We start from the raw sequence: 24310 nt of genomic DNA, 5'->3' as shown, positions 1-24310 counted from the left end.
AACGGGGCGGCGGCAAGATCTACTTGTAGCGGTAGACGATCCGGCCACGCGTGAGGTCGTACGGAGAGAGCTCCACCACGACCCGGTCATCCGGGAGGATACGGATGTAGTGCATCCGCATCTTGCCGCTGATGTGCGCGAGGACCTTGTGACCGTTCTGGAGTTCAACCCGGAACATGGCGTTCGGGAGGGACTCGATCACGGTGCCCTCAATTTCGATGGCACCTTGCTTCTTGGCCACGCTTCGCCTTTCGAATCGGCTACCTTGATCGGCTCACCACACCGGGTGTGCAGACATACGGGCACACTGATGCACGAGAGCCGACGAGTCAGTCTACGTCAGCGGACTCCAAAAGACGAATCCGTCAAGTTTGCCCACTTCCTCTGATCCTTAGACACAGATCAGAGGGCGGAACCGGTGCGCGGGGTCAGCACTTGGGGTCCCCCCGGTCCTCAAGACCTTGAGGAAGGATCCGGCGCGACCTCGACCCCGTACCTGGCGAGCCGCTCCCGGCCGCAGTCCGGCGCGGTCAGCACCAGCGGGCCCTGCTCGGTGAGCGCGATGGAGTGCTCCCAGTGCGAGGACCAGGACTTGTCGGTCGTGAGGACCGTCCACTCGTCGGCGAGGACCTCCGTCCGAGCCGTGCCCAGGGAGACCATCGGCTCGATCGCCAGGCACACGCCGGGGACGAGCTTGATGCCCTTGCCGCGCTTGCGGGAGACGTAGTTCAGCAGGTGGGGATCCATGTGCATCTCGGTGCCGATGCCGTGGCCGCCGTAGTCCTCGATGATCCCGTACTTGCCGGTCGCCGGGCGGGGCTGGCGGCGGATGTAGGACTCGATGGCCTTCGAGATGTCGACGAGCCGGTTGTTCACCTTCATCGCGGCGATACCGGCCCACATGGACTCCTCGGTCACCCGGGAGAGCTCGACCAGCTCCGGAGCGTGTCCGGTGCCCACGAAGGCCGTGTACGCCGCGTCACCGTGCCAGCCGTCCACGATGGCGCCGGCGTCGATGGAGATGATGTCGCCGTCCTTGAGGACGGTCTTGTCGTCGGGGATGCCGTGCACGACCACCTCGTTGACCGAGGTGCAGATCGTCGCGGGGAATCCGCCGTAGCCCAGGAAGTTCGACTTCGCGCCGTGGTCCGCGATCACCTTGCGGGCCACCTCGTCCAGGTCCCGCGTGGTGGCACCGGGGACCGCCGCCTCACGGGTGGCGGCGTGAATGGCGGCGACCACCAGGCCCGCCTCGCGCATCTTCGCGATCTGCTCGGGGGTCTTGATCTGCACCATTGCTCGGCGCCTTTCTGCCTGCGGTGGGGAACGGACGATGCCGTACTCCACGATACGGCGCACACAGTCGGCCGCGGCGCCCGATGGCGCCGCGGCCGACTGTGGTGGTACGGGGTGGAGCCGCTCAGCCCTCGGACTTCTTGAGGGCCTCCATCGCCCGCTCGGTCACCTCGGTGACCTTGCCGAGCGCGGAGATCGTCACGACCAGACCCTGGGTCCGGTAGTAGTCGATGATCGGTTCCGTCTGCGTGTGGTAGACCTCGAGCCGGGTGCGAACCGTCTCTTCGCTGTCGTCGTCACGCTGGTACAGCTCGCCGCCGCACTCGTCGCAGACACCGTCGGTCTTCGGCGGGTTGTACGTCACGTGGAAGACGTGCGAGCTGTCGTTACGGCAGATGCGGCGGCCCGCGATGCGCTTGACCACCTCGTCCTCGGGGACCTCCAGGTCCAGAACCGCGTCCAGCGTGACGCCCTCCTCGCGGAGCATCGCGTCGAGCGCCTCGGCCTGACCCACGTTGCGCGGGAAGCCGTCCAGCAGGAAGCCGTTCCCGGCGTCCGGCTGGGCCATGCGGTCCTTGGCCATTCCGATGGTGACTTCGTCCGGCACCAGCTGTCCCGCGTCCATGTAGGCGCGGGCCTGCTTGCCAAGGTCCGTGCCCTGGCTGATGTTGGCGCGGAAGAGGTCGCCCGTGGAGATGTGCGGAATCGAGAGATTCTTGGCAAGGTACGCAGCCTGCGTACCCTTGCCGGCACCGGGCGGCCCGACGAGGACGATTCGCATCAGCGGAGGAACCCTTCGTAATTGCGCTGCTGGAGCTGACTCTCGATCTGCTTCACGGTCTCCAGACCCACACCCACGATGATCAGGATGCTCGTCCCGCCGAACGGGAAGTTCTGGTTCGCACCACCGAAGCCCGCCAACGCCATCGTCGGCACAAGAGCGATCAGACCCAGGTACAGCGATCCCGGCCAAGTGATCCGGTTGAGCACGTAGCTCAGGTACTCGGCAGTAGGTCGACCGGCCCGGATACCCGGGATGAAGCCACCATACTTCTTCATGTTGTCGGCGACTTCCTCGGGGTTGAACGAGATCGCCACGTAGAAGAAGGCGAAGAACACGATCAACAGGAAGTACGTCGCGATGTAGTAGGGGTGGTCGCCCTTGACGAAGTGGTCCTGGATCCAGGTCGCCCAGCCCGCGGTGGAATTGGAGAACTGAACGATTAGAGCAGGGATGTAGAGCAGCGAAGAAGCGAAGATGACGGGGATCACACCCGCCTGGTTCACCTTCAACGGGATGTACGTGGACGTACCGCCGTAGGACCGGCGCCCGATCATCCGCTTCGCGTACTGCACCGGCACGCGGCGCTGGGCCTGCTCGACGAAGACGACGAGGCCGACCATCACGAAGCCGATCAGGATGACCGTGATGAACTCGATCCAGCCGTCGGCCAGCTTGCCGCTCTCCTTGATGGCCCACAGGGCGGCGGGGAAGCTGGCGGCGATCGAGATGAACATCAGGATCGACATGCCGTTGCCGATGCCGCGGTCGGTGATGAGCTCACCGAGCCACATGACGGCGGCCGTACCGGCGGTCATGGTGATGACCATGACGACGGTGGTGAAGATCGACTGGTTCGGGACGATCTGGTTGGCGACGGGGCAGCCGCTGAACAGCGCGCCGCTGCGCGCCGTGGCGACGAGTCCGGTGCCCTGGAGGATGGCGAGGGCGACCGTCAGATAACGCGTGTACTGCGTGATCTTGGCGGTACCCGACTGCCCCTCCTTCTTGAGGGCTTCGAGCCTGGGGATGACGACGGTCAGCAGCTGAAGAATGATGCTGGCCGTGATGTACGGCATGATGCCGAGCGCGAAGATCGTGATCTGCAGCAGTGCACCACCGCTGAACATGTTCACCAGGCCGAAGAGGCTGTTGTTGCCATCGCTTGCCTGATCAACACAAATCTGGACGTTCTCGTAGCTCACCCCCGGTACGGGAATGTGCGCACCGAGACGGTAGAGCACGATGATGCCGAGCGTGAAGAGCAGCTTCTTGCGCAGGTCGGGCGTCTTGAACGCCCGGGCGAACGCGGTGAGCACGGTGCCTCCTGCGACCCCCGCGCAAAGCGTGAGGTGACGGTCTTGAGGATCGACGAATAGGTAACAGCCAAAGGTCCCCGGGCGGTTGCCCAAGGCGTACCACAGCTACAGTGCACGCCACCTTACCGGCGGACATGCCCCCCTAGGAACGACCAACCGGGGATGCCCCATATGAGAGGCATCCCCGGTCGGATGTTCAGACCACCTGCTTGTCCGAGTTGTCTCAGACGAGTTCGGTGACGGTGCCGCCGGCGGCGGCGATCTTCTCCTTGGCGGAGCCGGAGACGGCGTCAACCGAAACCTGCAGCGCCACGGAGATCTCGCCCTGTCCGAGGACCTTGACGAGGTGGTTGTTACGCACGGCGCCCTTGGCGACCAGGTCGGCCACCGTGACCTCTCCACCCTCGGGGTAGAGCGTCGCGAGCTTGTCCAGGTTCACGACCTGGTACTCCGTGCGGAACGGGTTCTTGAAGCCCTTGAGCTTCGGGAGACGCATGTGGAGGGGCATCTGGCCACCCTCGAAGCGCTCCGGAACCTGGTAACGAGCCTTCGTACCCTTGGTACCACGGCCTGCGGTCTTACCCTTGGACGCCTCACCACGACCCACACGGGTCTTGGCGGTCTTGGCGCCCGGGGCAGGCCGGAGGTTGTGGGCCTTCAGCGGGCTGTTCTCCGCCATGTCAGTCAACCTCCTCAACCGTCACGAGGTGGCGGACGGTGTGCACCATTCCGCGGAACTCGGGGCGGTCCTCCTTGACAACCGAGTCGTTCAGGCGCTTGAGCCCGAGCGAACGCAGGGTGTCGCGGTGGTTCTGCTTGCTGCCGATGTACGACTTCGTCTGCGTGATCTTGAGGCGAGCCATTACGCACCCGCTCCCGCACGCGCACGCAGCAGAGCCGCGGGGGCGACGTCCTCGAGGGGCAGACCACGGCGAGCCGCGATCTCCTCGGGACGCTGCAGGCCCTGAAGGGCCGCCACGGTCGCGTGCACGATGTTGATCGGGTTCGACGAACCGAGCGACTTCGACAGGATGTCGTGGACGCCGGCGCACTCCAGGACGGCGCGCACCGGGCCACCCGCGATCACACCGGTACCGGGGGAAGCAGGCTTCAGCAGGACGACGCCCGCAGCCTTCTCGCCCTGGATCGGGTGAGGGATGGTGCCCTGGATACGCGGCACCTTGAAGAAGCTCTTCTTGGCCTCTTCGACGCCCTTGGCGATGGCCGCGGGAACTTCCTTGGCCTTGCCGTATCCGACACCGACGGTGCCGTCACCATCGCCCACCACGACCAGCGCGGTGAAGCTGAAGCGACGACCACCCTTCACTACCTTGGCGACGCGGTTGATCGCGACGACACGCTCGACGTACGCGGTCTTCTCGGCGGCTGCGCCACCGTCACGGCCCTTCCGGTCCCGCCGCTCGCCGCCACCGGCACCGCTTCCGCGGCGCTGGGGTCCAGCCATTGGATTTACCTCTCTCTGTTACGTCCGCTGTGCGTAGGAACCGGGGCTAGAACTTCAGCCCGGCTTCACGGGCGGCGTCAGCCAGAGCGGCAATCCGCCCGGCGTACTGGTTACCACCGCGGTCAAACACGACGGCCTCGACGCCTGCAGCCTTGGCACGCTCGGCGACCAGGGCGCCGACCTGCTTGGCCTGGGCGCTCTTGTCACCCTCGCCACCACGGATCGACGTGTCCAGGGTCGACGCCGACGCGAGCGTGTGGCCCGCGATGTCGTCGATGACCTGGGCGACGATGTGGCGGTTGGAACGCGTCACGACCAAGCGGGGACGCTCCGGCGAACCGGAGATGTGCTTGCGGACGCGGATGTGGCGCCGCTTGAGAGCCGCGCGCTTGTACGCGTCGCCCTTGGCGATCTTCACACCGTATGCCATGGCTACTTACCAGCCTTTCCGACCTTGCGGCGGATGACCTCGCCCGCGTACTTGACGCCCTTGGCCTTGTACGGGTCGGGCTTCCGCAGCTTGCGGATGTTGGCGGCTACCTCGCCGACCTTCTGCTTGTCGATGCCCTCGACGCTGAGCTTCGTGGGCGACTCGACCTTGAAGGTGATGCCATCCGGAGCCTCGATGAGGATCGGGTGGCTGTAGCCCAGGGCGAACTCCAGGTTGGAGCCCTTCGCCTGGACGCGGTAACCGACACCGCTGATCTCGAGCGCCTTGCTGTATCCCTGGGTCACACCGGTGATCATGTTCGCCACCAGCGTGCGGGACAGGCCGTGGAGGGCCTTGTTCTGACGCTCGTCGTTCGGGCGGGAGACGTTGAGCACGCCGTCCTCACCCTTGGTGACCTCGATCGGCGCGGCGACGGTGTGCGTGAGGGAACCCTTGGGGCCCTTCACCGCGACCGTGCGGCCATCGATGGTGACGTCCACACCGGCGGGAACCTGGATGGGGAGCTTGCCGATTCGCGACATGAGCTTTTCCTCCGTTCCCGACTACCAGACGTAGGCGAGGACTTCCCCACCTACGCCCTTCTTGCTGGCCTGCTGGCCGGTCAGGAGACCGTGGGACGTGGAGATGATCGCCACGCCCAGGCCGCCGAGGACCTTCGGCAGGTTGGTGGACTTTGCGTAGACACGCAGACCCGGCTTCGAGATGCGCTTGATGCCGGCGATCGAACGCTCGCGGTTCGGGCCGAACTTCAGCTCGAGGACGAGGTTCTTGCCGACCTCGGCGTCCTCGACCTTCCAGCCGGTGATGAAGCCCTCCTGCTGGAGGATCTCCGCGATGTGCGACTTGATCTTGCTGTGCGGCATCGAAACATCGTCGTGATACGCCGAGTTCGCGTTGCGCAGACGCGTGAGCATGTCTGCGATGGGATCAGTCATGGTCATGAGTTGGCCTTCGGCCTCTCTCGCCGGGGTTTCCTGTATGCGCCATCCCTCTCCCCACTCAGTGGCGGGACGGGTGCGGTGCGGGGACCTACGGCGTAGTAAGTCGGTCAGGGCGGCAGGCGCCCAACCCTTCAAGCCTACGGCATGAAGAGCGGGGCTCCTGCCGACCAGATACTTACCGAGAGCTTTCCGGTACCTCCGACGCCCAACAGGCGAAGGAGAGTTACCAGGAGCTCTTGGTCACGCCCGGCAGCTCGCCACGGTGAGCCATCTCACGAAGGCACACGCGGCACAGGCCGAACTTGCGGTAGACGGAGTGGGGCCGGCCGCAGCGCTGGCAGCGGGTGTACCCGCGCACGCCGAACTTCGGCTTACGGGCGGCCTTAGCAATCAGAGCCTTCTTCGCCACGGTCAGTTCTCCTTGAACGGGAAGCCGAGGTGACGAAGCAGGGCACGACCCTCGTCGTCGTTGGTCGCCGTGGTGACCACGGTGATGTCCATGCCCCGGACCCGGTCGATCTTGTCCTGGTCGATCTCGTGGAACATGACCTGCTCCGTGAGACCGAAGGTGTAGTTGCCACGGCCGTCGAACTGCTTCGGCGACAGGCCACGGAAGTCACGGATACGCGGAAGCGCGAGCGACAGCGTACGGTCCAGGAACTCCCACATGCGGTCACCACGGAGGGTGACGTGGCAGCCGATCGGCTGCCCCTCACGCAGCTTGAACTGCGCGATCGACTTGCGGGCCTTGGTGACGGCCGGCTTCTGACCGGTGATCGTGGTGAGGTCCCTGACGGCACCGTCGATCAGCTTGGAGTCGCGGGCGGCGTCGCCCACACCCATGTTGACCACGATCTTGACCAGACCGGGGACCTGCATGACGTTCTCGTACGAGAACTCCTCACGCAGCTTGCCGGCGATTTCCTCGCGGTAGCGCGTCTTGAGACGCGGCGCAGTGGTGGTCGTCATCAGATGTCCTCACCGGTCCGCTTGGCAACGCGGATCTTCTTGCCCTCGTCGTCAAAGCGGTAGCCGACGCGGGTGACGACCTTGTTGCCGTCCTTCTCCACGACCAGCTGAACGTTGCTGACGTGAATCGGGGCCTCGGTGGTGACAATGCCACCCGTCTGCGAACCGCGAGCCGTCTGACCGGCCTTGGTGTGCTTCTTGACCCGGTTGACACCCTCGACGAGGACACGGTCCTGAGCGGGGAAGGCAACGATGACCTTGCCCTGCTTGCCCTTGTCCTTACCGGTGATGACCTGAACCAGGTCGCCCTTCTTGATCTTCATGCTTACAGCACCTCCGGCGCGAGCGAGATGATCTTCATGAACTTCTTCTCGCGCAGCTCTCGGCCCACGGGGCCGAAGATACGGGTGCCGCGGGGGTCGCCGTCGTTCTTGAGAATGACAGCGGCGTTCTCGTCGAAGCGGATGTACGAGCCATCCTGACGACGACGCTCCTTGACGGTGCGAACGATGACGGCCTTGACGACGTCACCCTTCTTCACGTTGCCACCGGGGATCGCGTCCTTGACGGTGGCGACGATGACGTCACCGATGCCCGCGTAGCGGCGACCCGAGCCACCGAGAACACGGATGGTGAGAATTTCCTTCGCACCCGTGTTGTCGGCGACGCGCAGTCGCGACTCCTGCTGGATCACGTCTATCTCCTGATCGTCTGCCGGTTCCCGGCAGGGGCTCCTTCGCGGGAGCCCCTGCCGAGCCTGGCGGAACTGGCCTGAGGGGAATTCCCCTCAGGGATTACTTGGCCTTCTCGAGGATCTCGACGATGCGCCAGCGCTTCGTCGCGGACAGCGGACGCGTCTCCATGATGAGGACGCGGTCGCCGACACCCGCGGCGTTCTGCTCGTCGTGGGCCTTGAGCTTGTTCGTACGGCGGATGACCTTGCCGTACAGCGCGTGCTTGACGCGGTCCTCGACAGCGACGACGACGGTCTTGTCCATCTTGTCGCTGACGACCAGACCCTCACGGGTCTTGCGGAAGCCGCGGTCGCCCGCGGTGGAACCGCTCTTGTCTGCAGTGGTCTCAGTCACAGTGCTCTCGCTCATCAGACGCTCTCCACCGTCTCGATGCCCAGCTCGCGCTCGCGCATCAGGGTGTAGATCCGGGCGATGTCCTTACGGACGGACTTGAGCCGACCGTGGTTCTCGAGCTGGCCCGTCGCCGCCTGGAAGCGGAGGTTGAACAGCTCTTCCTTGGCCTCGCGGAGCTTGTTGAGGAGCTCCTCGTTGCCCAGCTCGCGCAGCTCGGACGCCTTGGTACCGGCCGACATCACGACTCACCTGCCTCGCGCCGAACGATCCGGCACTTCATCGGAAGCTTGTGAGCAGCGCGGGTGAGCGCCTCACGAGCAATCTTCTCGTTCGGGTAGGACAGCTCGAACATCACCCGACCGGGCTTGACGTTCGCGATCCACCACTCGGGAGAACCCTTACCGGAACCCATGCGGGTCTCGGCCGGCTTCTTCGTCAGGGGGCGGTCCGGGTAGATGTTGATCCAGACCTTGCCGCCACGCTTGATGTGGCGGGTCATCGCGATACGAGCTGCCTCGATCTGGCGGTTCGTCACGTACGCCGGGGTCAGCGCCTGGATGCCGTACTCGCCGAACGCAACCTGCGTGCCACCCTTGGACATACCGCTGCGCTTCGGGTGGTGCTGCTTGCGGTGCTTGACCCTACGGGGGATCAGCATTTCGGTCAGGCCTCCGTTCCGGTGCTCTCAGCCGGAGCAGCGGCGGCGGGAGCGTCGGCCTTGGGGGCCTCGGCTGCCGGCGCGGACTGCTGCGGCTTGCGGCCGCGACCGCCACGCTCGCCACCACGGCCACCACGGCCGGCCGGGCGGTCAGCGCCGCCACGAGCCGGACGGTTGCCGGCGCGAGCCGCTGCGTTCTCGGCGCGGACCTCGGCGATGTTCTTGACATCGCCCTTGTAGATCCAGACCTTCACACCGATGCGGCCGAAGGTCGTCTTGGCCTCGAAGAAGCCGTAGTCGACGTTCGCACGGAGCGTGTGCAGGGGCACACGGCCCTCGCGGTAGAACTCCGAGCGGGACATCTCGGCGCCGCCGAGGCGGCCACCGCACTGGATCTTGATGCCCTTGGCGCCGGCCTTCATCGTGCTCTGCATGCTCTTGCGCATGGCACGACGGAAGGAGACGCGGGAGGAGAGCTGCTCGGCGACGGCCTGGGCCACCAGCTGAGCGTCCACCTCGGGGTTCTTGACCTCGAGGATGTTCAGCTGGACCTGCTTGCCGGTCAGCTTCTCCAGCTCGCCACGGATGCGGTCGGCCTCGGCGCCACGGCGGCCGATGACGATGCCCGGGCGGGCGGTGTGGATGTCGACGCGGACGCGGTCGCGGGTGCGCTCGATCTCCACCTTGGAGATGCCGGCCCGCTCCATGCCCTTCGTCATCATGCGACGAATGGCGACGTCTTCCTTGACGTAGTCCTTGTACAGCTTGTCGGCGTACCAACGGGACTTGAAGTCCGTGGTAATGCCGAGTCGGAACCCATGCGGGTTAACCTTCTGGCCCATTACCGGGTTCCTTCCTTGCTGCTGACGACCACGGTGATGTGGCTGGTCCGCTTACGGATCCGGTAGGCACGGCCCTGAGCACGCGGACGGAACCGCTTCAGGGTCGGGCCCTCGTCCACGTACGCCTCGCTGATGACCAGCGAAGAGGCGTCGGTGTGGTCGTAGTTGTGTGCAGCGTTGGCGATGGCGCTGTCCAGCACCTTGCCAACCGGCACGCTCGCGGCCTGCGGGGCGAAACGCAGGACCGCCTGAGCCTCCGTGGCATCCATGCCACGGATGAGGTCCACCACGCGGCGGGCCTTCATGGGCGTGACGCGGATGTACCGCGCCTGGGCCCTGGCTTCCATGGTTGTCCCTTCGGTGTGAGTCATAGTCGTTTCCACCCCGCGCTTAGCGGCGCTTCGACTTCCGGTCGTCCTTGACGTGGCCGCGGAAGGTGCGAGTCGGCGAGAACTCGCCGAGCTTGTGGCCGACCATCGACTCGGTGACGAACACCGGGACGTGGATCTTGCCGTTGTGCACCGCGATGGTGTGACCCAGCATGGCCGGGACGATCATCGAGCGACGGGACCAGGTCTTGATGACGTTCTTGGTGCCTGCCTCGTTCTGTACGTCCACCTTCTTGATGAGGTGTCCGTCGACGAAGGGCCCCTTCTTGAGACTGCGCGGCATCTAAACCCGCTCCTAGCGCTTCTTGTTCGTCTTGCGGCGGCGGACGATGTACTTGTTGCTCGCCTTCTTGGGAGAACGAGTACGACCCTCCTTCTGACCCCACGGCGAGACCGGGTGGCGACCACCGGAAGTCTTGCCTTCACCACCACCGTGCGGGTGGTCAACCGGGTTCATCACGACACCGCGGACGGTCGGGCGAACGCCCTTCCAGCGCATGCGGCCGGCCTTGCCCCAGTTGATGTTCGACTGCTCGGCGTTGCCGACCTCGCCGATGGTGGCGCGGCAGCGGGCGTCGACCAGCCGGATCTCGCCGGACGGCATACGAAGGTGGGCCATCGTGCCCTCCTTCGCCAGCAGCTGCACGGAGGCACCCGCGGAGCGGGCGAACTTCGCGCCGCCGCCGGGCCGCAGCTCGATGGCGTGGATCGTCGTACCGACCGGGATGTTGCGCAGCGCCAGGTTGTTGCCCGGCTTGATGTCGGCGCCCGGACCGTTCTCGACGCGGTCACCCTGCGACAGACCACGGGGGGCGATGATGTAGCGCTTCTCGCCGTCCGCGTAGTGCAGCAGCGCGATGCGCGCGGTGCGGTTGGGGTCGTACTCGATGTGCGCGACCTTGGCCGGCACGCCGTCCTTGTCGTGACGACGGAAGTCGATCACGCGGTAGGCGCGCTTGTGGCCACCACCCTGGTGGCGAACGGTCACACGACCGGCGTTGTTACGGCCGCCCTTGCTGTGCAGGGGGCGGACCAGCGACTTCTCCGGCGTGGACCGCGTGATCTCGACAAAGTCGGCGACGCTGGAGCCACGACGGCCCGGGGTCGTCGGCTTGTACTTGCGGATACCCATTTCTCAGTCCTCGTCCGATTCCGGACGACTCGACCTCCGTCAGGAGGTCGGGCCGCCGAAGATGTCGATACGGTCGCCCTCGGCGAGGGTCACGATGGCGCGCTTCGTGTCGGCGCGCTTGCCGAAACCGGTGCGGGTGCGCTTGCGCTTGCCCTGCCGGTTGATCGTGTTGACCCCGGTGACCTTGACCGAGAAGACCGCTTCCACGGCCTGCTTGATCTGGGTCTTGTTGGAGCCGGGCGCGACGATGAACGTGTACTTGTTCTCGTCGAGCAGCGCGTAGCTCTTCTCGGAAACGACCGGCTTGACGAGAACGTCGCGCGGGTCCGAGTAGGTCTTGCTGGTAACGGTCGCCTCACTCATCAGGCGGCGCTCCCTTCGGTCTCAGCGGTCTGGGGGCCAGACACGAAGGACTCGAAAGCGGCCTGGGTGAAGACCACGTCGTCAGAGACGATCACGTCGTACGTGTTCAGCTGGCCCGGCTCCAGGATGTGCACCTGGGGCAGGTTGCGCGCGGACAGCCACGCGGCCTCGTCGGAACGCTCGGCGACCAGGAGCAGGTTGCTGCGCTCCGAGATCTTGCCGAACAGCGTCTTGACGGCCTTGGTGGAGATCCCACCCTCGACCACGCCGGTGACGACGTGGATGCGGGAGTGACGCGCCCGGTCCGAGAGGGCACCGCGGAGGGCGGCGGCCTTCATCTTCTTCGGGGTGCGCTGCGAGTAGTCACGCGGCTGCGGGCCGTGGACGACGCCACCGCCGACGAACTGCGGTGCGCGGGTCGAACCCTGGCGGGCGCGGCCGGTGCCCTTCTGGCGGTACGGCTTGCGGCCACCACCACGGACTTCGCCGCGGCGCTTGGTCTTGTGCGTGCCCTGACGGGCAGCTGCCAGCTGTGCGACGACGACCTGGTGGATCAGCGGAACGCTGGTCTTCGCGTCGAAGATCTCCGCGGGGAGCTCGACGGTACCGGCCTTGTCGCCTGCCGGCGAAAGGATGTCAATGGTGCTCATTACCTCAAGCCCCCTTGGCCGCGGTACGGACCAGGACGAGGCCGCCGTTCGGACCGGGGACCGCGCCCTTGATGAGCAGCAGACCCTTCTCCGCGTCGACCGCGTGGATGGTCAGGTTCTGGGTGGTGACGCGCTCGTTACCCATCCGACCGGCCATGCGCATGCCCTTGAAGACACGCCCAGGGGTGGCGCAGCCACCGATCGAACCGGGGGAGCGGTGCTTGCGCTGGACGCCGTGACCGGCACCGAGGCCCTTGAAGTTGTGACGCTTCATGACACCGGCGAAGCCCTTGCCCTTGCTCTTGCCCGTGACGTCGACCTTGACGCCGGACTCGAACACCTCGGCAGTGACCTCCTGGCCCAGCGTGTACTCGCTGGCGTCAGGGGTGCGGAGCTCCACCAGGTGGCGGCGCGGGGTCACGTCGGCCTTGGCGAAGTGGCCCTTGAGGGGCTTGTTCACCTTGCGCGGGTCGATCTCGCCGAAGGCGATCTGGACCGACTCGTAGCCGTCGCTGTCGTTCGTGCGGACCTGGGTGACGACGCAGGGCCCGGCCTTGACGACGGTCACCGGGACAACCCGGTTGTTCTCGTCCCAGACCTGGGTCATGCCGAGCTTCTCGCCCAGGACGCCCTTAATGTTCTTAGCCATCTCGCGCGTCACCTCAGAGCTTGATCTCGATGTCGACGCCCGCCGGCAGGTCGAGACGCATCAGCGAGTCAACCGTCTTCGGCGTGGGGTCGAGGATGTCGATGAGGCGCTTGTGCGTGCGCATCTCGAAGTGCTCGCGCGAGTCCTTGTACTTGTGCGGCGACTTGATGACGCAGTACACGTTCTTCTCAGTGGGCAGCGGCACCGGGCCCGCGACCGACGCACCAGTGCGGGTCACCGTCTCGACGATCTTCTTCGCCGAGGAGTCGATGACCTCGTGGTCGTAGGCCTTGAGCCGGATGCGGATCTTCTGTCCCGCCATGGCTACTAGTAGTCCTGTCTCTCATAACGCTCTGGAACCCGACGGTTCGGTAACTCCGTCTCCGACCCACGCGGTCGGGCGTGTCGCATCCCCTCTACGAAGATCTCCCGAAGGATTTCCCAACCAAGGGGGTGCGGGCCGAAACCGCGCTGCCGGGGGCGAAACCCCACCGGGTGCCTGGTCAGCGCCCCACTGACGCTTCCCGGAAGATTCCCGTACGTCCGACCCGCATGGGGCCGACGAGTACTGTGGGACTCGCTTCCGGTCCTCCCGGCGGGAGGCGCGCAGCATTGACACTCAACCGAGCAACCTGGCTAGTGTGACACACGGGCAGCGGCGCTGGCCAATCGGGTCGGGGATCTTACCCCCTGCGAGGGACCGGTCAAACGCAGGCGCCCGCGCGAAGCGGCCGTTCGCCCGGCGGCCACCCGTTCGACGCCCAGCCGGTCCGTGGTGTTCGGGGCCCTTCGGCACATGCCTCGACGGAGCCGGCGTCACCCGCCCCACCGGTCGTGGTGTCCCTCGTGCTCGGCTCCGGCCATGAACCACGAGCACCGCCGTCCGGGGGCGCGCACACGGTACGGGCGCCCCGGGCCCGAGCCGGCTCCCGGGCCCCGCTTAATCGGTTTACCGCCGGCCGGCCCGGTTGGTAGAACCCTCGCATGCTCATAGGTGGCAAGGTCGGGCTCCGGGCCCGGCACGAGGAAGACGCCCCGGTCCTGCGGGCCGAGCTCTACAACGACGTGGTCAACGGCTCACGGGCCGACGGCCGTCCGTGGCGGCCGATCGCTCCCGGCTCGAAGGACCCTCGGCTCGTCGTGGACGAGACGGAGCACGGGAACGTCCCGTTCTCCGTGGTGGAGCTGGAAGGCGGCACGCTGATCGGCGTCGCGAACCTGTGGGGCATCGACACCCACAACCGGTCCGCGCACGTCGGTCTGGGACTGCTCCCGTCCTGGCGCAGCAAGGGCTACGGCACCGACGTGGTCGCGACGCTGTGCCACTACGGCTTCGTCGTGCGCGGCCTGCACCGGCTCCAGATCGAGACCCTGTCGGACAACACCGCGATGCTGCGCTCCGCCGAGCGCAACGGCTTCGTCCGCGAGGGCGTGCTGCGCTCCTCGGCCTGGGTGCTGGGCGAGTTCCTGGACGAGGTACTCCTCGGGCTCCTCGCCGAGGAGTGGAAGCCGGACGCGCAGGGCTGAGCCCCCGGCCGGGGCCGGCCCGGTCCCGGCGGCCTGCCCCACGCGGCCGTCAGGTACGCGTGACCGTGCCGCAGACGTCGTCGTCCAGCCATTCGCTGCGGTCGTAGGGATCCATGGCGGACCCGTCGGGCGCGGTCCCGGGGGCGTCACCCGGAAACGTCGGGTGCAGGAAACCGTCGTACACGTCGCAGGCGCTGTTGCCGACGTTCCGGTCCGTCCGCAGCACGGAGAGCTTGCCCCGCGTCGAGACCCACCGCGCCGGGTCGAACACCGCCGTCGTCATCCGCCGCCGCACGATCGTCCGCGTCACGTCGTCACCGCCCGCCTTCACCAGCGGATAGACGAAGGTGTAGTCGGCGTGGACCTCGACCGAGCCGGCCTTGCCCGCTTCGAAGGTCATCCGCCCACGGGTCTTGACCACCTCTCCCAGCAGCCGTGCCTCGTCCGGGTCGAACCGGGTGAACAGCGTCAGCGGGTCCTGGTCCCGAGTGGGCTCGCGCAGTCCCCGCTCCACCTCCTCCAGCCAGCCCTCCTGGAGCGGATCGAGCAGCTCCAGGGCCTTCCCGGGACGCTCCCCGCGCAGGGTGGCGGGGTCGAGGTCGGCCTCGACGAGGAGTTGTTTCGTCATGCGCAGGGCGTAGGCGACCTGGTCCCTGTCCAGTCCTCCGACCGCCTTGGCCTCGGGGATCTCGATCCCCTGCGCACCGTCCGCCCAGCGGAGCGCGGGCGAGCCCCGGAACGGCTCCTCACGGGTCGGCCCGAGCGGGTCGCCCCCGTCCGGGGGCGGGGCGGTCGGCGGCGCCGTCTCGGCGGGCAAAGGCGTCGTGTCCGCGGCCCGGCCGCCTCCCGGGAGGTGATCGGTCAGCAGGCTCGGCCGCATGGCGACGACCAGGGCCCCCGCGACCACGACCATGCCCAGCGCCCCGGCGACACGGCGCCGCTTGCGCGTGCGCCCGTTCATCTCCTGCCAGGCGGGGCCGGTACGCCAGCCCTCCGGCTGCCAGGGTTCGGCGGGCACGCTCTTCCCACGCCGGCGCCACCGGCCTCGCCGGGTACGCGCGGCCTCCTCGTCCAGGGCGCGCAGCCGTCCGGTGACCATACGGGCACGGGCCGAGGGTTCCTTCGGGGCGTCGGCGGTCCCGCGCTCCGCGTGCCGGAGGAACTCCTCCCACTGCTCGTCCGTGGGAGAAACCTCGTCCCCGGACCGCTCCGGACGCTCTTCCGACGGCGTGCCGTTCCTGCTCACTGCGGTGCCCACTCCCCTGCTGGTGCTGTCATGGCTAGTTCATGGCGTCCTGTTCCGGAGGACAAGGGGCCGACGCCTTCCGTGACGATCATGTGACTGTTCCGGGGGGATCTCGGGCGCCGGCCCGCCCGTGACCGTCCTGGTTGACAGGTGGCGCCGGATCCGTGCAAGGAGCGCGGTGTCGCGTGGCGCCGGCCACAGAGCTGTGGGCCGGCCGGCGATCGGGCGGACACCCTTCTTCCAAGGGGTCCGTCATGAGTTCGTACTCCGCGCCCTGTACATGACGTAGCGCAGCCGCACGTCGTCTCCCTCCGCCCCCACGGCACCGGCACATCGCCGTGTGCCGTGCCTCGGCGGCTCCCGCACCGGCGCGTGTTGCACGCCGCCGCGTCCGGAGACCGTGCTGCCCTCCGTCCGGGGCCCCGGCGAGCGCCCGCACCGGGGCTCGGCCCGCAGATCCGGCAGCGGTGCCTGGCGTTCTGCCAGGCCCTGGAGTTCCACCACGTCAGCGAGGCCGCCGAGCCGCTCTGCTGTCCGCAGGACGAGGAGCGCGCACCGGCCGCGGACCCCGCCGTGTGACCGGCGCCCGCCGGATCGGCGGGAACCTGCCGCAGGCCCAGGGCCCGGGCGCCGCGACCGGTCCGGGCCCCCGGCCATGTCGTCGGGGCCGGGGGCCCGTTCCGTACGCCACAGGCCCGACGGTCCAGGCAACCGGCCCCCGTCGATCCACGTCTGTCCGTGCGGGGCGGCCCGACCGGCCGGCCTCCGTCGATCGACGGGTACGCAGCACCAGGCAGCCGGCCGCCCGCTGCGGGGGAAGCGGATGGAGCTCACGGCATGACGGATCGATCCCGCGCGCACCTGGACGTCCCGGGCCCGGCGCGGACCGGTGTGCGGCGCCGCGCGGTCGTCGCCGCGCTGGCCGCCGGTACCGGTGCCGCCGCCCTCGGTGCCTGTTCCGTGCCGCCGCCCCGGCGCAGCGACGCGCCCGCCGACCCGGCGCCCGGCCTGGCGACAGGCACCGGCCGGCGGGCCCTGATGATGCAGATACTCGCCCACCCGGACGACGACCTGTACTTCATGAACCCGGACACCCAGCAGGCCCTCGACGCCGGTACCCCCTTGGTCTGCGTCTACCTCACGGCGGGCGAGGCCGACGGCGTCAACAAGATCCCGGGCGCCCCGCGGCCCGCCCCCGACAAGGCCGCCTACTCCTCCGCCCGCCACCAGGGTCTCCGCCAGGCGTACGCGACCCTGCTCGGGCTGGACCGGTTCACGCCCTGGGAGACGACCGTCGCCGAGCTCGACGGCCACCACCGGGCCGAGGTCGACATCCTCACCGACGGCGTGCGCCAGGTCGAGCTGGTCTTCCTGAACACCGCGATGCACACCACCCGCCACCGCCTCGGGCTGCCCAGCCTCTGGCAGGACCGGCACCTCTCCCTGCGCACCGTCGTCGCCGACGGATCACCGCTGCGGCACGCCGGTTCGTACACGTACGACGGGCTGCTGGACGTGCTCGTCGGGCTGCTGGAGCGCCACCGCCCCACCGTCGTCCACACCCTGGACCCCGACCCGGACATCCAGCACAGCACCGAGACCGCCCGCCGCGCGGACAGCGAGCAGCGCGGCTACTCCGACCACGCGGACCACACCGCGGCCGCCTGCTTCAGCTGGGCCGCGATGATCCGCTGGGTGGCCCGGACGACGGCCGCGGGCGGTGCGGTCCCGACCTTCGCGGTGACGTCCTACCGCGCCTACTACAACCGGCACTGGCCCAAGAACCTGCCGCCGAAGGTGCTGGCCGAGAAGGCCTCCCACCTCGTCCCGTACGGCGGCGCACCCGACTGGGAGTGCGGCAACCCGGCCGGGTGCGGTGACTACAACGTGGGCGGGAAGCGGCCGCTGACCAACCGCAAGGGATGGGTCCGCTCCACCCACCACCGCTACCCGGGGCCCCGCGTCGTCACGGCCACCGGGCCCGACGGGCGGCTCGCCGCGTACGCCGTGCTCGGGCTGCGTCTGCGCCGCTGGCGCGAGAGCGCACCGGGCAGCGGTCTCTGGGGGCCGCCCGAGGACCTCGGCGGCGGACCGCTGGCCCCCGCCCTGGGCTCGGCCACCGCACCCGACGGACGGCTCCTCCTCTTCGGTCTGCGCTTCTCCGCGCTCGGCGGACACGGCGCCGACAACGAACGCGAGATCGCGCTCCTGGAACAACGCGCCCCCGGCGGGGACTTCGCTCCCTGGCGTGGCCTCGGCACGCCCTGCCCCGACCGCGACGAGGGCCGCCGCATCGGTGTCCCGGTGGCCCAGGCGGCCCCCGACGGCCGCGTCCACCTCTTCGTACGGACCGCCGAGAAGGGCCTCGCCACCCGGGTGCGGGACGCGTCCGGCCGCTGGGGCGCCTGGCGGGACATGGGCGGCGGCGAGGTGCAGGACGGCCTCACCACCACCGTGGACGGCGACGGCCGGGTCCATGTGTACGGGGCCGGCCACCACGCCGTCCACCACTGGACCCAGGACGTCCCGGGCTCCGGGCTGACCGCCCGCACCCAGCTCGACGCGGGCCCCGTGCCCGGCACGTCCCCGGCCGCGCTGACCGGCGCGGACGGCACGGTGGAGGTGTACCACCGGGGGCAGGCCAGGGCCGAGCTCACCGCGGTCCACGGCGACACCGCGGCGGACCTCACCGGCCTCGACGGGTACGGGCCCGTCATCGCCGCCGCCTCGCCCCGGGGCACGGTCCTGCTCGGCCGCAGCGAGGAGGGCCGACTCCAACTCCGCGCCGGCGGGGCACTCGCCGTACGGACGACCGGGCCGGTGCCCCTGGACGGGCCCGCGCTCCAGCTCGGCGCCGAGGGCCGGCCCACGGTCGTGGGGCTGGGGACGGACGCGCTGCCCTGGCTCTGGCGGCCGTGACGGCCCGCCGAGGGAGGGCGCCACTGAGCCCGTCGGCCGGACGGAGGCACACGCCGGACACCGTCGGCCCCTGCGGCTGACATGCCCGGCCCCCGGCGGCCGAGCCGGTCCTCACATGTGCCGGAGGGTGTATTCCGCGTCGGCGTACTCGCCGCCCTGCGGATCGGTCCCGGCCGGGTCCTGGCCGGCCGGAAGACGCGAGGCGAAGGCTTCGGCGTCGTCCACGGGCGTGTAGCCCAACTCCGCCCCGGCATCGGTGTCCCAGAAGCCGCGGGTGTTGGCGGACACCGCGTAGACGGTCTTGAAGCCCACGTCCGCAGCGGTGAGAGCCGTCCGGACGAAACCGAGGCCGTCGCGGGGGCTCAGCCACGTGGACAGATGCCGTCGCTCGCTCGGCTCGTCCTCGAAGCTCCCGATCCGCAGGCACACCACCGACAGGCCGAACTTGTCCGCGTACAGGCGCCCGAGCGCCTCCACCGCGACCTTGCTGACCCCGTACAGCCCGTCCGGTCGCGCGGGCATCTCGGGTGTCACGGTCTCCGCGACCGAGTAGAAGCCGCTCACACGGTTGCTGCCGGCCAGCACGACCCGCCGCACCCCCTGCCGACGCGCTCCCTCCAGCACGTGGTGCGTCCCCCGGACATTCGCGTCCAGCAGTTCCGGCAAGGGCGCCTCGTCAGGGACCCCGCCCAGGTGCACCACCGCGTCCACGCCCTCCAGGGCTGCTGCCACCGCTTCGGCACCGCGCAGGTCGAGCTGGTGAACGTCCTCTGCCGGTGTCCGCGCGGTGAGCCCCACCCGATCGATGAGCACCAACCGCGTCACCTCGTCACGCAGGCCCGCCCGCACCACCGATCCGATCCGCCCGGCAGCGCCCGTGATCGCCACAGTCCCCAGTCTCGTCCTCATGGCACCACCCTGCCGCACACCACCGACATCCACACCGGTGCTCCGCCGCCGAGGCCGCCGTACGCGAGGGGAGCTTCATCAAGGCCACGGTCGGAAACGGACCACCGACGCCCCCGGCAGACGCGACAGAAGCCCGGAGTCCGGAGTCCGGAAGACGCCTACGCCGTCAGCCGTCCTGCCCGGCAGAGTCCGCCCGGCGGTTCCCGCGCATCAGGCCCGCGACAGACCCGCCACGGCCGTCCTCGCCGAAGTCTCCCGCCCCGGCATAACGCCGTGACATGGGCAGGCGTGAGGTACCCGGCACCACCGTTCTCCGGGAATCTGGGGCCGTCGATCCGACCCCCACAGACACGCCCCGGCGTGTCCTCGCGAAACGAGGAACCATGCGCATAGCCAGGTTGGTCCCCGCCGTCTCGGCCGCGGCGGTCACCGTCCTCGCCCTGCTCTCCCCCACCGCGTCGGCCACCGAGGCCGCCCCCGCACCGGCGGCCCAGGCCGTGCAGCCCATCATCGGCGGCGGCTACGCCCAGAGCGCCCCCTGGGCCGCCCGCCTCCTGTCCAACGGCAGCGAGACCTGTTCCTCCACGCTCATCGCCCCGACCTGGATCCTCACCGCCAAGCACTGCGTCACCTCCGGCGGCCTGTCCTTCCGCATCGGCAGCCTCGACCAGTACAGCGGCGGCACCGTGGCCAACGGCGTCCAGACCTACACCCACGGCGCCGACCTCGCACTGGTACGCCTGGACCGCTCCGTGCAGGGCACCTACGCCCGGCTCGGCCAGCCCGGCACGGTGAGGGTCGGGCAGAACGTGCAGGTCTACGGCTGGGGCGCCACCTCCCAGTGCGGCTCCGAGGCCACCTGCCAGTCCCGCTACCTCAAGGTCGCCGACGTCACCGTCACCAGCGGCTGCACCGACGCCTACGGCGGCTCCGCGATCTGCGCCCGGCGCGGCAACGGCATCACCGCCGGCGGCGACTCGGGCGGCCCCATGATGGCCGGCGGCGTCCAGGTCGGCGTCGCCTCCACCAGCGACCGCCAGACCACGACGGCGTACACGAACGTCACCGCGTACCGCTCCTGGATCCAGTCGGTCGCGGGCGTCTGACCCGTCGTCCCCACGCCCGTACACGCGGAAGGGCCCCGCACCTCTGCAGAGGTGCGGGGCCCTTCTGGTGCTCTTGTGCGGAGCAACCAGGTCAGACGGTCAAGTGACTACTTGACGATCTTGGTGACCTGGCCGGCGCCCACGGTCCGGCCACCCTCACGGATGGCGAACTTCAGGCCCTCTTCCATGGCGACCGGCTGGATCAGCGCGACGGACATGACGGTGTTGTCACCCGGCATGACCATCTCGGTGCCCTCGGGAAGGGTCACAACGCCCGTCACGTCCGTGGTACGGAAGTAGAACTGCGGGCGGTAGTTGTTGAAGAAGGGGGTGTGACGGCCACCCTCGTCCTTCGACAGGATGTAGGCCTGGGCCTCGAACTCGGTGTGCGGCGTGACCGAACCGGGCTTGATGATGACCTGGCCGCGCTCGACGTCCTCGCGCTTGATGCCACGGAGGAGCAGACCGACGTTCTCACCGGCCTGGCCCTCGTCGAGCAGCTTGCGGAACATCTCGATGCCGGTGACCGTGGTGGTGGTCTTCTCCTGCTTGATGCCCACGATGTCAACGGTCTCGTTGACCTTGAGGACACCACGCTCGATGCGGCCGGTGACGACCGTACCGCGACCGGTGATCGTGAAGACGTCCTCGATCGGCATGAGGAACGGCTTGTCGACGTCACGCTCGGGCTGCGGGATGGACTCGTCGACAGCCTTCATCAGGTTGAGGACGGACTCACCCCACTCCTTGTCGCCCTCGAGCGCCTTGAGCGCCGAGACCTTGACGACCGGGAGGTCGTCGCCCGGGAACTCGTACTCGGAGAGGAGCTCACGGACCTCGAGCTCGACGAGCTCCAGGATCTCCTCGTCGTCCACCATGTCGGCCTTGTTCAGGGCGACGACGATGTACGGAACGCCGACCTGGCGGGCCAGGAGCACGTGCTCCTTGGTCTGCGGCATCGGGCCGTCGGTGGCGGCGACCACGAGGATGGCGCCGTCCATCTGCGCCGCACCGGTGATCATGTTCTTGATGTAGTCGGCGTGACCCGGGCAGTCGACGTGCGCGTAGTGACGCGACTCCGTCTGGTACTCGACGTGCGCGATCGAGATGGTGATACCGCGCTGGCGCTCCTCAGGAGCCTTGTCGATCTGGTCGAAGGCCGAGGCCTCGTTCAGGTCCGGGTACGCGTCGTGCAGCACCTTGGTAATGGCGGCCGTGAGGGTCGTCTTACCGTGGTCGATGTGACCGATGGTGCCGATGTTGACGTGCGGCTTAGTCCGCTCGAACTTTGCCTTCGCCACTGGGGTCCTCCTGAGTGGTTCTGTACGCCTTGCTTCATCGGCGCCAGGTGATCTTTGCTGGAATGCCGGTGCCGGGGGCATTCGCCGCGCTGCTCTCGCGCGACGACGAATGCCCGACCGGGCTCCGGTGACAAGCCTAAAGCGTGTGCTCGGAAGAGTTACTCGCCCTTGGCCTTCGCGATGATCTCCTCGGCGACGTTCCGCGGAACCTCGGCGTAGGAGTCGAACTGCATCGAGTAGCTTGCGCGACCCGAGGTCTTGCTGCGGAGGTCTCCGACGTAGCCGAACATCTCCGAGAGGGGCACGAGGCCCTTCACGACGCGAGCGCCGCTGCGCTCCTCCATGGCCTGGATCTGGCCACGGCGGGAGTTGAGGTCGCCGATCACATCGCCCATGTAGTCCTCGGGCGTGGTGACCTCGACGGCCATCATCGGCTCCAGGAGCACGGGGGACGCCTTGCGGGCACCCTCCTTGAACGCCTGCGAACCGGCGATCTTGAAGGCGAGCTCCGAGGAGTCGACCTCGTGGTAACCACCGTCGAGAAGGGTGACGCGGACGCCGACCATCTCGTAACCGGCCAGGATGCCGAACTGCATGGCTTCCTGGGCACCCGCGTCCACCGAGGGAATGTACTCACGGGGGATGCGGCCACCGGTGACCTTGTTGACGAACTCGTAGGAGGCGTCGCCACCCTCGATGGGCTCGAGGGCGATCTGCACCTTCGCGAACTGGCCGGTACCACCAGTCTGCTTCTTGTGCGTGTAGTCGATACGCTCGACGGTCTTGCGGATCGTCTCGCGGTACGCGACCTGGGGCTTGCCGACGTTCGCCTCGACGCGGAACTCGCGCTTCATGCGGTCGACGAGCACCTCGAGGTGAAGCTCGCCCATACCACCGATGATGGTCTGGCCGGTCTCCTCGTCCGAGTGCACCTGGAAGGAGGGGTCCTCCTCCGAGAGACGCTGGATGGCGACACCCAGCTTCTCCTGGTCGCCCTTGGACTTGGGCTCGATGGCGACCTGGATGACCGGCGCCGGGAAGTCCATGGACTCCAGGATCACCGGGTTCTTGTCGTCCGACAGCGTCTCACCGGTGGTGGTCTGCTTCAGGCCCATGACGGCGACGATGTCACCGGCGCCCACCGACGCGATCTCCTCACGCTTGTTCGCGTGCATGCGGTAGATCTTGCCGATGCGCTCCTTCTTGCCCTTGACCGAGTTCAGCACCGCGGTGCCGGCCTCGAGGCGGCCCGAGTAGACCCGGACGAAGGTGAGCTTACCGAGGTGCGGGTCGCTCATGATCTTGAACGCGAGTGCCGACAGCGGCTCGTCGTCGGACGGCTTGCGCTTGACGACCAGCTCCGGGTCCTTGACGTCGTGGCCCTCGATGGCCTCGATGTCCAGGGGGGACGGCAGGTAGCGGACGACGGCGTCGAGCAGGGGCTGAACGCCCTTGTTCTTGAACGCGGTACCGCAGAACACGGGGGTGACCGTGGTCTCGCCGGCCTTGCCGGAGTTGAGGGTGATACGGCGGACCGCCGCGTAGAGCTCCTCCACGGAGGGCTCGTTGCCCTCCAGGTACTGCTCCATCACCTGGTCGTCGTTCTCCGCGACGACCTCGACGAGCTTGGCGTGCCACTCCTCAGCGGCGTCCACGAGGTTCGCCGGGATGTCGACGGTGTCGTACATCTCGCCCTTGGAGGCTTCCGCCGAGTAGACGTACGCCTTCATGGTGACGAGGTCGACGACGCCCTCGAAGTCGGCCTCGGCGCCGATCGGCAGCTGCATCACGATCGGGGTCGCGCCGAGGCGGTCCTTGATCATGTCGACGCAGCGCAGGAACTCGGCGCCGGTGCGGTCGAGCTTGTTGACGAAGCAGATACGCGGAACGCCGTAGCGGTCCGCCTGACGCCACACGGTCTCGGACTGCGGCTCGACGCCCGCCACACCGTCGAACACGGTGACGGCGCCGTCGAGGACGCGGAGCGAACGCTCCACCTCGACGGTGAAGTCGACGTGACCCGGGGTGTCGATGATGTTGATCGTGTGATCGACATCATCGAGCGGCCAGTGACAGGTCGTCGCGGCCGACGTGATCGTGATGCCGCGCTCCTGCTCCTGCTCCATCCAGTCCATCGTGGCTGCGCCGTCGTGGACTTCACCGATCTTGTACGAAACGCCGGTGTAGAAGAGGATCCGCTCGGTGGTGGTCGTCTTGCCCGCGTCGATGTGGGCCATGATCCCGATGTTGCGGACCTTGGCCAGGTCAAGCGAAGTGGTGGCCATAAGGCTCAATCTTCTCTCGGTCTC

33 protein-coding genes are annotated in these 24310 nt (G+C 68.1%); 4 read left to right on the top strand and 29 right to left on the bottom strand.

The features are described from left to right. Nucleotides 1-19: 19 nt before the first annotated feature. From infA to rpsJ, 25 genes are all read right to left on the bottom strand, one after another. Nucleotides 20-241 (bottom strand): translation initiation factor IF-1, encoded by a 222-nt coding sequence (infA, locus tag SACTE_RS19865; protein WP_014047798.1) that lies wholly within the window; start codon nt 239-241, stop codon nt 20-22. Between the two features lie 212 nt (nt 242-453). Continuing rightward, nucleotides 454-1296 carry a type I methionyl aminopeptidase gene (gene map, locus SACTE_RS19860; protein ID WP_014047797.1) on the bottom strand — a complete coding sequence of 281 codons (843 nt, stop codon included), beginning with the start codon at nt 1294-1296 and terminating at the stop codon, nt 454-456. 124 nt (nt 1297-1420) lie between these two features. Next, nucleotides 1421-2077 (bottom strand): adenylate kinase, encoded by a 657-nt coding sequence (locus SACTE_RS19855; RefSeq protein WP_014047796.1) that lies wholly within the window; start codon nt 2075-2077, stop codon nt 1421-1423. Then, nucleotides 2077-3396 (bottom strand): preprotein translocase subunit SecY, encoded by a 1320-nt coding sequence (gene secY / locus SACTE_RS19850; protein ID WP_014047795.1) that lies wholly within the window; start codon nt 3394-3396, stop codon nt 2077-2079. Before secY ends, SACTE_RS19855 begins: the two co-directional genes overlap by 1 nt. A gap of 223 nt (nt 3397-3619) precedes the next feature. Beyond that, nucleotides 3620-4075 carry a 50S ribosomal protein L15 gene (rplO, locus tag SACTE_RS19845; RefSeq protein WP_014047794.1) on the bottom strand — a complete coding sequence of 152 codons (456 nt, stop codon included), beginning with the start codon at nt 4073-4075 and terminating at the stop codon, nt 3620-3622. A gap of 1 nt (nt 4076) precedes the next feature. Next, entirely contained in the window at nt 4077-4259 is a 183-nt protein-coding gene (gene rpmD / locus SACTE_RS19840; RefSeq protein ID WP_003966943.1) for a 50S ribosomal protein L30, read from the bottom strand. Continuing rightward, nucleotides 4259-4861, bottom strand: a complete 603-nt coding sequence (gene rpsE, locus SACTE_RS19835) for a 30S ribosomal protein S5 (RefSeq protein WP_014047793.1) — start codon at nt 4859-4861, stop codon at nt 4259-4261. Before rpsE ends, rpmD begins: the two co-directional genes overlap by 1 nt. A 46-nt stretch (nt 4862-4907) precedes the next feature. Further along, nucleotides 4908-5291, bottom strand: coding sequence for a 50S ribosomal protein L18 (rplR, locus tag SACTE_RS19830; RefSeq protein ID WP_014047792.1), 384 nt, complete (start codon nt 5289-5291; stop codon nt 4908-4910). 2 nt (nt 5292-5293) lie between these two features. Next, nucleotides 5294-5833, bottom strand: coding sequence for a 50S ribosomal protein L6 (gene rplF, locus SACTE_RS19825; RefSeq protein WP_014047791.1), 540 nt, complete (start codon nt 5831-5833; stop codon nt 5294-5296). A gap of 21 nt (nt 5834-5854) precedes the next feature. Beyond that, nucleotides 5855-6253 (bottom strand): 30S ribosomal protein S8, encoded by a 399-nt coding sequence (rpsH, locus tag SACTE_RS19820; RefSeq protein WP_014047790.1) that lies wholly within the window; start codon nt 6251-6253, stop codon nt 5855-5857. A gap of 223 nt (nt 6254-6476) precedes the next feature. Then, nucleotides 6477-6662 (bottom strand): type Z 30S ribosomal protein S14, encoded by a 186-nt coding sequence (locus tag SACTE_RS19815; RefSeq protein ID WP_003948630.1) that lies wholly within the window; start codon nt 6660-6662, stop codon nt 6477-6479. Nucleotides 6663-6664: 2 nt separating this feature from the next. Then, the gene (rplE, locus tag SACTE_RS19810; RefSeq protein WP_014047789.1) at nt 6665-7222 is read right to left on the bottom strand and encodes a 50S ribosomal protein L5; all 558 of its coding nucleotides are present in this window, start codon (nt 7220-7222) and stop codon (nt 6665-6667) included. Continuing rightward, nucleotides 7222-7545, bottom strand: a complete 324-nt coding sequence (gene rplX / locus SACTE_RS19805; RefSeq protein WP_014047788.1) for a 50S ribosomal protein L24 — start codon at nt 7543-7545, stop codon at nt 7222-7224. The genes rplE and rplX overlap by 1 nt, the downstream gene beginning before the upstream one ends. Before the next feature lie 2 nt (nt 7546-7547). Continuing rightward, nucleotides 7548-7916, bottom strand: a complete 369-nt coding sequence (gene rplN / locus SACTE_RS19800) for a 50S ribosomal protein L14 (protein WP_003966950.1) — start codon at nt 7914-7916, stop codon at nt 7548-7550. Nucleotides 7917-8016: 100 nt separating this feature from the next. Beyond that, nucleotides 8017-8325: a 30S ribosomal protein S17 gene (rpsQ, locus tag SACTE_RS19795; protein WP_014047787.1), complete on the bottom strand. Its 309-nt coding sequence runs from the start codon at nt 8323-8325 to the stop codon at nt 8017-8019. After that, a complete protein-coding gene (gene rpmC / locus SACTE_RS19790; protein WP_014047786.1) occupies nt 8325-8549 on the bottom strand; it encodes a 50S ribosomal protein L29 in 225 nt (74 codons plus the stop codon). The genes rpsQ and rpmC overlap by 1 nt, the downstream gene beginning before the upstream one ends. Beyond that, on the bottom strand, nt 8549-8968 hold the full coding sequence (gene rplP, locus SACTE_RS19785; RefSeq protein WP_014047785.1) for a 50S ribosomal protein L16: 420 nt from the start codon (nt 8966-8968) through the stop codon (nt 8549-8551). Before rplP ends, rpmC begins: the two co-directional genes overlap by 1 nt. 5 nt (nt 8969-8973) lie before the next feature. Continuing rightward, the gene (gene rpsC, locus SACTE_RS19780) at nt 8974-9810 is read right to left on the bottom strand and encodes a 30S ribosomal protein S3 (protein ID WP_014047784.1); all 837 of its coding nucleotides are present in this window, start codon (nt 9808-9810) and stop codon (nt 8974-8976) included. Beyond that, on the bottom strand, nt 9810-10157 hold the full coding sequence (gene rplV, locus SACTE_RS19775; protein WP_004571827.1) for a 50S ribosomal protein L22: 348 nt from the start codon (nt 10155-10157) through the stop codon (nt 9810-9812). The genes rpsC and rplV overlap by 1 nt, the downstream gene beginning before the upstream one ends. A gap of 43 nt (nt 10158-10200) precedes the next feature. Beyond that, nucleotides 10201-10482 (bottom strand): 30S ribosomal protein S19, encoded by a 282-nt coding sequence (gene rpsS / locus SACTE_RS19770; protein ID WP_003966956.1) that lies wholly within the window; start codon nt 10480-10482, stop codon nt 10201-10203. Between the two features lie 12 nt (nt 10483-10494). Continuing rightward, the gene (rplB, locus tag SACTE_RS19765) at nt 10495-11331 is read right to left on the bottom strand and encodes a 50S ribosomal protein L2 (RefSeq protein ID WP_014047783.1); all 837 of its coding nucleotides are present in this window, start codon (nt 11329-11331) and stop codon (nt 10495-10497) included. Nucleotides 11332-11370: 39 nt separating this feature from the next. Next, nucleotides 11371-11694: a 50S ribosomal protein L23 gene (rplW, locus tag SACTE_RS19760; protein WP_003966958.1), complete on the bottom strand. Its 324-nt coding sequence runs from the start codon at nt 11692-11694 to the stop codon at nt 11371-11373. After that, nucleotides 11694-12344 carry a 50S ribosomal protein L4 gene (gene rplD / locus SACTE_RS19755; RefSeq protein ID WP_014047782.1) on the bottom strand — a complete coding sequence of 217 codons (651 nt, stop codon included), beginning with the start codon at nt 12342-12344 and terminating at the stop codon, nt 11694-11696. Before rplD ends, rplW begins: the two co-directional genes overlap by 1 nt. 4 nt (nt 12345-12348) lie before the next feature. Further along, on the bottom strand, nt 12349-12993 hold the full coding sequence (gene rplC, locus SACTE_RS19750) for a 50S ribosomal protein L3 (protein WP_014047781.1): 645 nt from the start codon (nt 12991-12993) through the stop codon (nt 12349-12351). A 13-nt stretch (nt 12994-13006) separates the two neighbouring features. Then, complete coding sequence (gene rpsJ, locus SACTE_RS19745) at nt 13007-13315, bottom strand: 30S ribosomal protein S10 (protein WP_003948644.1); 309 nt, start codon at nt 13313-13315, stop codon at nt 13007-13009. Between the two features lie 662 nt (nt 13316-13977). On the opposite strand from rpsJ, the gene SACTE_RS19740 reads away from it, so the two are divergent. Then, nucleotides 13978-14520: a GNAT family protein gene (locus SACTE_RS19740; RefSeq protein ID WP_014047780.1), complete on the top strand. Its 543-nt coding sequence runs from the start codon at nt 13978-13980 to the stop codon at nt 14518-14520. A gap of 49 nt (nt 14521-14569) precedes the next feature. Here the strand turns inward: SACTE_RS19740 and SACTE_RS19735 are convergent, their stop codons facing one another. Beyond that, on the bottom strand, nt 14570-15766 hold the full coding sequence (locus tag SACTE_RS19735) for a hypothetical protein (RefSeq protein WP_014047779.1): 1197 nt from the start codon (nt 15764-15766) through the stop codon (nt 14570-14572). Between the two features lie 372 nt (nt 15767-16138). Between SACTE_RS19735 and SACTE_RS33365 the strand changes: the two genes are divergently transcribed. Both SACTE_RS33365 and SACTE_RS19730 read left to right on the top strand, forming a co-directional pair. Continuing rightward, a complete protein-coding gene (locus SACTE_RS33365; protein WP_093565433.1) occupies nt 16139-16345 on the top strand; it encodes a hypothetical protein in 207 nt (68 codons plus the stop codon). Between the two features lie 258 nt (nt 16346-16603). After that, a complete protein-coding gene (locus SACTE_RS19730; RefSeq protein WP_014047778.1) occupies nt 16604-18685 on the top strand; it encodes a PIG-L family deacetylase in 2082 nt (693 codons plus the stop codon). 111 nt (nt 18686-18796) lie between these two features. On the opposite strand, the gene SACTE_RS19725 is transcribed toward SACTE_RS19730, so the two are convergent. Beyond that, nucleotides 18797-19594, bottom strand: a complete 798-nt coding sequence (locus SACTE_RS19725) for an NAD(P)-dependent oxidoreductase (protein WP_014047777.1) — start codon at nt 19592-19594, stop codon at nt 18797-18799. A gap of 383 nt (nt 19595-19977) precedes the next feature. Between SACTE_RS19725 and SACTE_RS19720 the strand changes: the two genes are divergently transcribed. Beyond that, nucleotides 19978-20700: a trypsin-like serine protease gene (locus tag SACTE_RS19720; RefSeq protein WP_014047776.1), complete on the top strand. Its 723-nt coding sequence runs from the start codon at nt 19978-19980 to the stop codon at nt 20698-20700. A 107-nt stretch (nt 20701-20807) separates the two neighbouring features. On the opposite strand, the gene tuf is transcribed toward SACTE_RS19720, so the two are convergent. Together tuf and fusA are read right to left on the bottom strand one after the other, a co-directional pair. Continuing rightward, entirely contained in the window at nt 20808-22001 is a 1194-nt protein-coding gene (gene tuf / locus SACTE_RS19715) for an elongation factor Tu (protein WP_014047775.1), read from the bottom strand. A 158-nt stretch (nt 22002-22159) separates the two neighbouring features. Beyond that, nucleotides 22160-24286, bottom strand: a complete 2127-nt coding sequence (gene fusA / locus SACTE_RS19710) for an elongation factor G (RefSeq protein ID WP_014047774.1) — start codon at nt 24284-24286, stop codon at nt 22160-22162. Nucleotides 24287-24310 lie beyond the last annotated feature (24 nt).

It is taken from the genome of Streptomyces sp. SirexAA-E, assembly GCF_000177195.2.
GTDB classification, from domain to species: Bacteria; Actinomycetota; Actinomycetes; order Streptomycetales; family Streptomycetaceae; genus Streptomyces; species Streptomyces flavovirens.
This window is presented reverse-complemented; position numbering and strand designations above follow the sequence as displayed.